Origin of the sequence: Pseudomonas edaphica (genome assembly GCF_005863185.1) — a bacterium.
GTDB lineage: Bacteria > Pseudomonadota > Gammaproteobacteria > Pseudomonadales > Pseudomonadaceae > Aquipseudomonas > Aquipseudomonas edaphica.
Map to the genome: position 1 here is coordinate 1 of NZ_VBVZ01000250.1, position 8,550 is coordinate 8,550.

The following is an 8,550-nucleotide window of genomic DNA, read 5'->3' on the forward strand; positions in this document are numbered from 1 at the left end:
TCGCAGCCGAACGCAGGACAAGCCTGCTCGCCACAGGAGAAAGTGGCGGCCTTCAAAAGTTGTGTAGATACCTATGCTGCGATGACGCCAGCCGCCACACCCTCAAACCACCCACTTACACCGAAACAGCGTCCCCCTCCTCCATCACCCCATTGGGCAACATCCCATTCGCCAAATCATCCACCACCGCCTTCGCCATCTCCCCCAAATAATGCGCCGCCCAGGCATAACGGTCCGCGCCTTTGTCCATGGCCGCATCCAATGCGAGCATTTTGGAACAGTGCAGCAACTCGGAAGCATGCTCCAGGGCATCACGAATGGGCACGCCGGCATTGACGCGAAATAGACGGTGCAGGTTGGGCTGTTTGCCGCAGGTGGAGAAGGTGATGATGCCGAGGGTTTTGTTGAGAGGTGGGTTGATCATTGGGCACCTCCGGGCTGGGCGGTGGTGTGGGTTGCAGTATTACAAGGATAAAACCTTTCAGAAATGATCATTGGTATAGCTCCCATTCTTTATAGAGAGCTGCCCCATTCGTTTCCAGGCGAATGGGTGGCAGCTGTGCGCAGGCTGGAAACCGGGGGAATAGGCAAACCCGGCAGACTCGAAAGTCTCCCACGCACAGCCGCCATAACACGCATATGCTGGCACAAAAATGGCACCAGCGATCGTGATAAATGGTGGCGCCTATGCGCCTATACCCACGGGTTTCCAGGCCCGGTCGCTGATTCGCAGCGACGAGCGAGAACTTAGCTTTAAAAAACAGATGATCAAAGCCGAGCCTTGTGACGAAAAATGTCATGAGGCTGGTACGGGGGTAAATGCCTGTTCTTTCGAGGAGGCCAAAGATAAGCAAGCCAACCAGAGTGATGCCCAGCAAATAGGCCCGCGCATTCGAACCTACAACATCACCCCATATGGCCCAAGCACCTTACTCGTCTGCACCAACCCCTGGCGCATCAACATCTCAAGATAACTCCCAGCCTCCATCGGCGGCCGCTTCAACGTCCGCCTTTGTTTCTGCGCCGCCCCCAACACCGCCGCCTGATCCAAATCCCACAGATCCGAAATAAAGTCATCCGGATGCATAGGCTCAATGTCATAGGCAGCCAGGATATGCGCCGGGAAATCTTTCAAATTGAAGGTCACGATAACTTCAGCCTTGCTTCGAATCGCCGCCGCCAGCACATGACGGTCATCAGGATCAGGCAAATCCAAACTCGAACACAGATCCTCGTACCCCGTCACCAATGCATCGGGTATCGCCTTATCCATCAGCGCCGACGTGCAATTGACTTGCTCAGCCGTAAGATCCGGTCGGTTTTTGAGAACGTTGCGCTTCCACTCCTCATGGATCTGGCTCGTCCATCGAGCTCGATACAGTCCCGACAAACCAAGCCACATCAGCAAATCCCGGAGTGCCGCCGGGTAGAGAACACACGCATCGTATACCGCGGTAAACGGCGAACACCTCATCCGTCATACCCCATTCCCAACGCCTGAGCTTGTTGCGCCAGCGCTTCCATTGCCTCTTGGCTTTCTTCATCACGGCGCTGCTTGAACGCCATCAGATCCGAAAACCGGATTCGCCGATGACGGCCCGTTTTTGTAAAAGGAATGGCGCCCTCCTCCAGCATCTTGACCAGGTGCGGGCGCGAAACGTTGAGCAGGTCGGCGGCCTCCTGAGAGGTCAATTCGGCATGCACCGGCACGACCTTGACGGCGTTACCGATAGCCAATTCGCCCAGGATGTCGACCAACAGGCGCAGGGCTGAGGTCGGGAGTACAAGTGTGTGGGGTTTGTCTTCTTTGTCGAAGATGTCGATGCGCTGGGTTTCAAATTTGGTCGAAAGCAAAGATGCCAGTTCTCGCTGGCCTTGCACGGCGGCTTCGACTTCCTTTTCCAGCGGCAGGATCGTTTTGGGGAGTTGATTGGTGATCATGATGCAGCTCCGGTGTTACGCAATTCGGTTGAATCAAAGCTAAACGAAACAAACGAAAATCGCAATAATCGAAACAGTCCTGGCTAACCATACGCCAGTCTCCTTTTCCCACACCAACCATCGAACGAAGCCGACATAAGCCTCCGCTCCCACCTCATAGGCTCACTCCCACACAAGGAAGTGAGCCAGTCATGTCAGAACGCTCGTACCCCATTACCGAAGAAGAACAACTCAAACGGCGGATCCTGACGCCGCAGCCGAAGCGCGCGCCTTATTCACCGCCGATTGATTTATTTGAGCCGCCTCCCACCCCAGCGCCAACACCCGCCAAACCGCCAGGCTGCGTCTTCACAAAACCCTGCCAACTGCCCAACGGCATCATTCGCTACAACGACCCCACCGGTTACGTACCGCTGGAGTTGATCAAGGACTACGGCCATTTCAGCCTGTTGGGTGGCCACGAGGTAGACAGCCGTGGCGCGGTTGCCTTGCGCAAGATCAGCGGCAGTGCCCTGCCTGTCGGCTTGGGGCAATTGGCGTTGCGATCGGCGGCAGTGGAGTCGGCAGCGACTGCTGTTGGCACTGTCGCCGGTGGGCTGTTGAGTGGGTTGGTCGCGTTGTTATGGCCATCTGAGTTGGGCGATAGCGCGCTCTACAGCGAGGAGCAATTACGCTCGCTGCAACGGGCACGGTCGCAGATGCGTTTGCATGTCGAGCAGCGTGAGGACGGCACACTCAAGGGATATGGGTTTTACACGGGCAACAACCCCGATTGGCAGATGATCGATGTGGTGCAGTTCCAAAGCCCTGGCGATCAGTTTGTGGCGGATTTGGGTGAGGGCGTGGAGCTGATCTGGACGCCTGCGGTTGATCCGCGCGACACGCTGGGGATTCCCGCCTTGGAGGCTGCGCCGCAAGCGCCGGTGATCTGGATTTATCCGCCGACGGAGAAGGCGGCGCAGATGCTGGTGAACCCGATTTACCCACCGCAGTATCGGGATTTTATTCTGGTGTTCCCGGTGGAGTCGGGGGTTCGGCCGCTCTATGTGGTGGTTAATGAGCCACGCAAAGGCTTGAGAAATCCGGACCATGATTACTTTCCAGCACCAAAAACCGAAGATATAGCTGGCTTCCCAGGGCTGATCCCCCAAAGGCCGGTGACACCAAGACTAGGCGGGGCTGGCTTACGTGAGCGGTGGATCGATGCAAAAAGGAAGAAGTTACTTGAATGGGACTCCAAGAAAGGTGAACTGGAAGTCTATCGAAAGAGTGATTTGGAACACCTCGGCGCATTTGATCCTTATACCGCTGAACGTCGCGGACCGGCGGACCCAAAACGTCGAATCTACAGATAAGGAGGCGTGCGAAAAATGGTTATGAAAATCAGATTGCGCTGGTACGAAAAACACAGCGATGACTTGAAAGCGGACGAGTACTCAGCGGATATCGTCGACGCAGACCGTTCTTTTGAAGCATTAGGTTTGAGCGAGGAAAGTGCGATATATGCAGACGTTTACAACGTTCTCCCAAGCTGGATAACAATTCTCCAACCCCTCTTCCAGCATGTGATAGAGCCCAACCGATTCGACTATCAAATTTCATTCCAATACCAAGGCGCTTGGCCTCCACCTCCAAAGCATCCCCAGAAGGAATTCTGAAGCAATGAAAAAGCCCCACCTCTACCGCTCAGTCAACACCCGGACCCACGGTGTGCACCACGGTAGCTGTTTCGCTTATCGCAATGAACGGCATACCAAAAGGGTAAAGCACTCACTGTCCACACGCGCTTCAATGCATAGCCATCAACGACACGGTTTTGACTACACGCCACTATTCCGATTTCTCCTGTCCAAAGTCGGTCAGCCATGGGACAAAGTGTTCAGCGAAGCCAACGCCCGCCTGGATCGCCCGGAGCCCGTGTTCTGGATGGTTGCGCTGCATGAAAATGACAAAGACGAATACGTGCGAATAGGTGAGTCCAGCTATTACAGCGGCTTGTGGGTCGACGAGGCAGGCCTGCTGCAAAAGGTTAACCCCAAATTGACGCCCGAACAGATGAAGCCCAGTTGTGACTGCTGCACCCACACGTTCAACGGTGTGGTATTTCCGCAGGTGCTTCCACGCAAGCCGTGAAGCTCAGTTGCGCGCACAAGCCGCCCTGCTCCAAATTTCGCAGGCTCAACGTACTGCCAATCTTCCCCACAATCATCTCCACAATCGCCAACCCCAACCCGGCGCCATTGGCGTTATCCCGGCTGTAAAACCGCTCAAACAAGCGCCCCATCTGCGCCTCATCAATCCCCGGCCCTTGGTCCTCCACGCGCAAACCATTAACGCCGATCACCACCCGCACCTCGCCACCCACCGGCGAAAAGTTAAGCGCATTGGTCACCAAGTTTTGCAACGCAATCGCCAACGCCACCGGCTCGGTTTGCACCCAACATTCTTCATCGCCTTCCAGCACCAGCTCCACGCCTTTCTCCATGGCCAGGGGCGTCAGCTCGGCGAGTTCTTCACGCACCAGCTCCGTCAGTTGCACGGGCTTGCGCACGGGGTTGCTCAGTTGTGGCTCGATGCGGGCCATGGTCAGCAGTTGGCTGCCAATGCGTGTGGCGCGGTCGACGCCGTTTACCAGAAAGTCCAGGGCTTCGCGCCGTTGTTCTTCGGTGGCAGCGCTTTGGGCGTTTTGCGCGTGGATGCGCAGGATCGCCAACGGTGTGCGCAACTCGTGGGCGGCGTCGGCGATGAAGCGGCGTTCGCGTTCCAGCAGGTCGTCCATCTGCACCAGCAGCCGGTTGAGTGCGGTTTGCATCGGCTCCAGCTCGCTCGGCAGTGGGTTCACGTGCAGCGGTTGCAAGGCGTTGGTGTTACGCCCGCGCAGCTTGCGGGCCATGGTGCGCAAGGGCGTCAGCCCCCAGCCAATGGCCAACCAGATCAGTACGGTCAGCAGCGGCACGCCTATCACGGTAGGCCAGAGGGTGTGGCGCACGATACGCTCGATCACACTCTGGCGAACGTCGTCACGTTCGCCCACCCATATCAGCAGGCCTTGTTGCGGGTCGGCGAGGAGGAAGGCGCACCAGTCGTTGCCGCTGTCCATCAGGTCATGGGCGCCGAGCGTAGTGGGCGGTTCTGTGAGGACAGGGGCTTCGGCAGAACGCATGAGCAGTTGCCCGTCGCTGCGCCAGACCTGGAAGGTCAGCCGGGTCTCATAAGGATGGGCCACGCCCTCCTCGCCCACGCGGCTCATGGCCTGGTCGAACGCCTCGTACAAGCGGCCCCAGTCTGCGTCGCCATGCTCGCGCTGGCGCAGTACGCCTTGCAGCAGGCGGGCACTTTGGGCGAGTTGGGCGTCGTAGACTTCTTCGATTTCGTGGTGGCTGTCGCGCAGCACCAGCCAGCTGATCAGGGCGTCGCCGAGCAGGATCAGGACCAGCACCGGAATAATGATGCGTGCGCGTACCGAACTCATGGTTTGAGCGCCAGCACATAGCCCACGCCGCGCACAGTGCGGATCAGCTCTGTGGATAACTTCTTGCGCAGGTTATGGATCAACACCTCCAACGTATTGCTTTCCACCCGGTCCTGCCAGCCATACAGGGCGCGAGACAGCCGCTCGCGGGTCACAACTTTACCGGGGCGCACCATCAGTTGGTGCAGCAGTTGGTATTCCATCGGGGTGACGATGATCTCATCGCCCTGGTAGCGCACTTGCTGGGTGGCCGGGTCGAGGCTGACGCCGGCGTGTTCGAGCATGGGTTGGGCGCGGCCCTGGCTGCGGCGCAACAGCGCGCGCACGCGGGCTTTGAGTTCCTCGACGTCGAAGGGTTTGATCAGGTAGTCGTCGGCGCCGGCATCCAGGCCGGCGATGCGTTCGGCGGTGCCATCGCGGGCGGTGAGGATCAGCACCGGCAGGTCATGCTGCCCGGCGCGCAGTTGCTGCAACAGGTCGAGACCATCGAGGCGCGGCAGGCCGAGGTCGAGCAGCAGCAGATCGAAACTTTCGGTGCGCAGGGCGTGCAAGGCGCTGAGGCCGTCTTGCAGCCAATCCAGGGTGTAGCCTTCGGCGCCCAATGCCACGCGAATGCCTTGGCCGAGGGCGCGATCATCTTCGACGAGGAGTAGGCGCATAGCGAAATCTCTGTAGGAAACGGCGAAATCATGCCGGTTCTACGCAGGGCTATTCGGGCAAAGATGTTACGGCTCGTTGCCAACTAAGGTTGCGCTAAGGTTGGTTTTGCACTGTGCCGGCAGGTACGGGACCACCTGTCGTTATGCACGCTCACCGGCCGCAGGAAGCGCCTGCCGGGTGAACGTGCGCCGTCATCCTTTCTTCTCACAGGTTCCCTATGCGCTGTGCCCTACTGATCTTCAGCCTGCTAGGCGTCTTTATCGCCGCCTGGCTGAGCCATCCGCCCCACGTGCTGGCACCGTTTGCCCAGGCGAACCCGAGCCCGGCGAAGGTGGCGGCAGCCCCGCAATACACCAGCCGTTTTGTGTCCTCACAGCTCACCGACTTTGTGCACTCCTCCTCCGTGACCGCCCTGCCCGGCGGCGACTTGATGGCTGTGTGGTTTGCCGGCTCCCGCGAAGGCGCCGCCGATGTGCAGGTGCGCACGGCGCGTTTTGATGCACGCAGTGGCGAATGGGGCGGCGAGCAGGTGCTGGCCACGCGGGAAAGCACCCGCGACGGCACCCAGCGTTACATTCGCAAGCTGGGCAACCCAGTGATTGCCCTGGGGCCGGATAAACGCCTGTGGATGTTTTACGTGTCAGTGTCAGTCGGCGGCTGGGCCACCAGTGCGATCAACGTGATGGTCTCCGATGACCTCGGCGCGAACTGGTCGGCGCCTCGGCAATTGGTGACCTCGCCGTTTTTCAATATCAGCACCTTGGTACGCGCCGCGCCGGTGTTCCATGCCGACGGCTCGATTGGCCTGCCGGTGTATCACGAGTTCATGGGCAAGTTTGCCGAGTACCTGTACTTGAGTGCCGATGGCGCGGTGATCGACAAATTCCGTATCAGCCGCGGCAAACATTCGCTGCAGCCAACCATCGTGGCGCAAGACGGCCAGCGGGCCGTGGCGATGCTGCGCTACGCCGGTGAAACCCATCACCGCGTGCTCGCCAGCCGCACCGAGGATGCCGGGCAAACCTGGAGCGAGCCGTTCCCGCTGGAACCGGCCAACCCCAATTCTTCGCTGGCGGCCGTAGGGACTGAAGACGATGGTCTACTCGTCGCCCTCAACGACCTGCAAGACGGCCGCTTCAAGCTCAGCCTCTACGGCACCGACGCGCAAATGACGCAATGGCGCACGGTGGTGCAATTGGACCAGTCGCCGGACCCGCTCGGTCAACCGTTCTCCCCCCAGGCTTATAAAGAAATCATCGGCGAAGGCTTCCGTACCTCCAGCGGTGCCAAGCGTCTGCCGTTGGAACAGCGCTTTCTGAGCAACCTGGATTACCGCGTGTGCAAACCCCGTGGCTGTGATTTCGAATACGAATACCCGTACTTCAGTCGCAGCCCGGACGGCATGTACCACTTGGTGTACTCGTGGAATAACACCTTTATCAAACATGTCAGCTTCAACGAAGCCTGGCTGGCGGAGCGCTTGTGATGATGGCGTTGTGGCAAGCCCATTTGAGTTTTGTATTGCTGGGGTTTGTGCTGCTCAGCACGTTCCGGTTCACCGCGCCGTGGCGGCCATGGCTGCTGCCAGGGTTAGTGGCGTTGAGCTTTATCCCGGTGAATGAGCTGCCGTTGGCCGCGTATGTACGCAGTTTTACCGATGACCTGGCGATCAGCACCTTGGTGTTGTTGGCGTGGGTGGCGGTGTGCCGGTTGGGGCTGGTGCAGCCGCTTGGCCGGGCACATCAAGTGCAACTGCTGGTGCTGTTTGGCGGGCTGTGCCTGCTGTTGTACCCGGCGGCGATGGGGCTGACGTATTTCGACCCGTACCGCTGGGGGTTTAACCCTCGGCCGATGATTGTATTGGTAGGTGCGCTGGCACTGTTGATGTTGGCGCTGCGCAACAGGTTGGCCGTGTGGATGCTTGCAGTGGGCACGTTGGCATTTGCGCTGCGGCTCAAGGCGTCGGAGAACTATTGGGATTACCTGGTCGACCCGCTGTTGATGGGCTACTGCCTGGTAGCTGGATTAATGCAACTCAAACTGTGGGAGCTGGCTTGCCTGCGAATGCGCCGCCTCAGGCAGCACATCGGGCACTGACACACCGCTATCGCAGGCAAGCCAGCTCCCACAGTGGGTCTGCGTCGTTTTTTGAAATTGGGAAGGTTAATGATGACTGCGTTGCAATCACGCCGCCTGCGCTACGGCGTGGGCGCGATCGGGTTGGTGTTTGTGCTGCTGGCGGCGTTGCGGCTGGTGTTTTTAATCAGCTTTTCCGGCCTGGATTTAAACACCGAGGGCTTGCTGGAAACCCTCGGCATCGGCCTGCGTTTCGACCTGCGCCTGGCGGTGTTGCTCCTGCTACCCGTGGCCGTGCTCGCCTGGCTACCGCGCTGGAACCTTATCACCCTGCCCGCCCTGCGCTGGCTGGCACGCGGCTATCTGGTGATTGCACTGGCGGTGGTGGGTCTCATCTACAT

At 59.0% G+C, this 8,550-nt stretch carries 10 protein-coding genes and 1 pseudogene; 6 read left to right on the forward strand and 5 right to left on the reverse strand.

The genetic code is table 11. The features are described from left to right. Window positions 1-115 precede the first annotated feature (115 nt). The 3 genes from FEM54_RS17260 to FEM54_RS17270 all read right to left on the reverse strand — a co-directional run bounded on the left by FEM54_RS17260 (window position 116) and on the right by FEM54_RS17270 (window position 1,941). Window positions 116-424, reverse strand: coding sequence for a DUF3077 domain-containing protein (locus FEM54_RS17260; RefSeq protein ID WP_017135426.1), 309 nt, complete (start codon window positions 422-424; stop codon window positions 116-118). Window positions 425-898: 474 nt separating this feature from the next. Further along, window positions 899-1,474 carry a PIN domain-containing protein gene (locus FEM54_RS17265; RefSeq protein ID WP_099549466.1) on the reverse strand — a complete coding sequence of 192 codons (576 nt, stop codon included), beginning with the start codon at window positions 1,472-1,474 and terminating at the stop codon, window positions 899-901. After that, window positions 1,471-1,941, reverse strand: a complete 471-nt coding sequence (locus FEM54_RS17270) for a helix-turn-helix domain-containing protein (RefSeq protein ID WP_017135424.1) — start codon at window positions 1,939-1,941, stop codon at window positions 1,471-1,473. The genes FEM54_RS17265 and FEM54_RS17270 overlap by 4 nt, the downstream gene beginning before the upstream one ends. Before the next feature lie 191 nt (window positions 1,942-2,132). Here FEM54_RS17270 and FEM54_RS17275 point away from each other — a divergent pair, with 191 nt between their 5' ends. The 3 genes from FEM54_RS17275 (at window position 2,133) to FEM54_RS17285 (ending at window position 4,074) form a co-directional block, all read left to right on the forward strand. Next, window positions 2,133-3,296, forward strand: a complete 1,164-nt coding sequence (locus FEM54_RS17275) for an S-type pyocin domain-containing protein (protein ID WP_138452098.1) — start codon at window positions 2,133-2,135, stop codon at window positions 3,294-3,296. 21 nt (window positions 3,297-3,317) lie between these two features. After that, on the forward strand, window positions 3,318-3,599 hold the full coding sequence (locus FEM54_RS17280; protein WP_240792763.1) for a colicin E3-like toxin immunity protein: 282 nt from the start codon (window positions 3,318-3,320) through the stop codon (window positions 3,597-3,599). A gap of 133 nt (window positions 3,600-3,732) precedes the next feature. After that, window positions 3,733-4,074 (forward strand): hypothetical protein, encoded by a 342-nt coding sequence (locus FEM54_RS17285; protein WP_338109340.1) that lies wholly within the window; start codon window positions 3,733-3,735, stop codon window positions 4,072-4,074. On the opposite strand, the gene FEM54_RS17290 is transcribed toward FEM54_RS17285, so the two are convergent. Both FEM54_RS17290 and FEM54_RS17295 read right to left on the reverse strand, forming a co-directional pair. Continuing rightward, entirely contained in the window at window positions 4,031-5,413 is a 1,383-nt protein-coding gene (locus FEM54_RS17290; RefSeq protein ID WP_138452103.1) for an ATP-binding protein, read from the reverse strand. The two genes, FEM54_RS17285 and FEM54_RS17290, sit on opposite strands and share 44 nt — an antisense overlap. After that, a complete protein-coding gene (locus tag FEM54_RS17295; protein ID WP_017135419.1) occupies window positions 5,410-6,072 on the reverse strand; it encodes a response regulator in 663 nt (220 codons plus the stop codon). The genes FEM54_RS17290 and FEM54_RS17295 overlap by 4 nt, the downstream gene beginning before the upstream one ends. 218 nt (window positions 6,073-6,290) lie before the next feature. Between FEM54_RS17295 and FEM54_RS17300 the strand changes: the two genes are divergently transcribed. The 3 genes and pseudogenes from FEM54_RS17300 to FEM54_RS17310 form a co-directional block, all read left to right on the forward strand. Then, on the forward strand, window positions 6,291-7,559 hold the full coding sequence (locus FEM54_RS17300) for a sialidase family protein (protein ID WP_138452105.1): 1,269 nt from the start codon (window positions 6,291-6,293) through the stop codon (window positions 7,557-7,559). Beyond that, the gene (locus FEM54_RS17305) at window positions 7,559-8,170 is read left to right on the forward strand and encodes a hypothetical protein (protein ID WP_138452107.1); all 612 of its coding nucleotides are present in this window, start codon (window positions 7,559-7,561) and stop codon (window positions 8,168-8,170) included. Before FEM54_RS17300 ends, FEM54_RS17305 begins: the two co-directional genes overlap by 1 nt. Before the next feature lie 72 nt (window positions 8,171-8,242). Beyond that, window positions 8,243-8,550: pseudogene (locus tag FEM54_RS17310) on the forward strand (sulfatase); the annotation flags it as partial.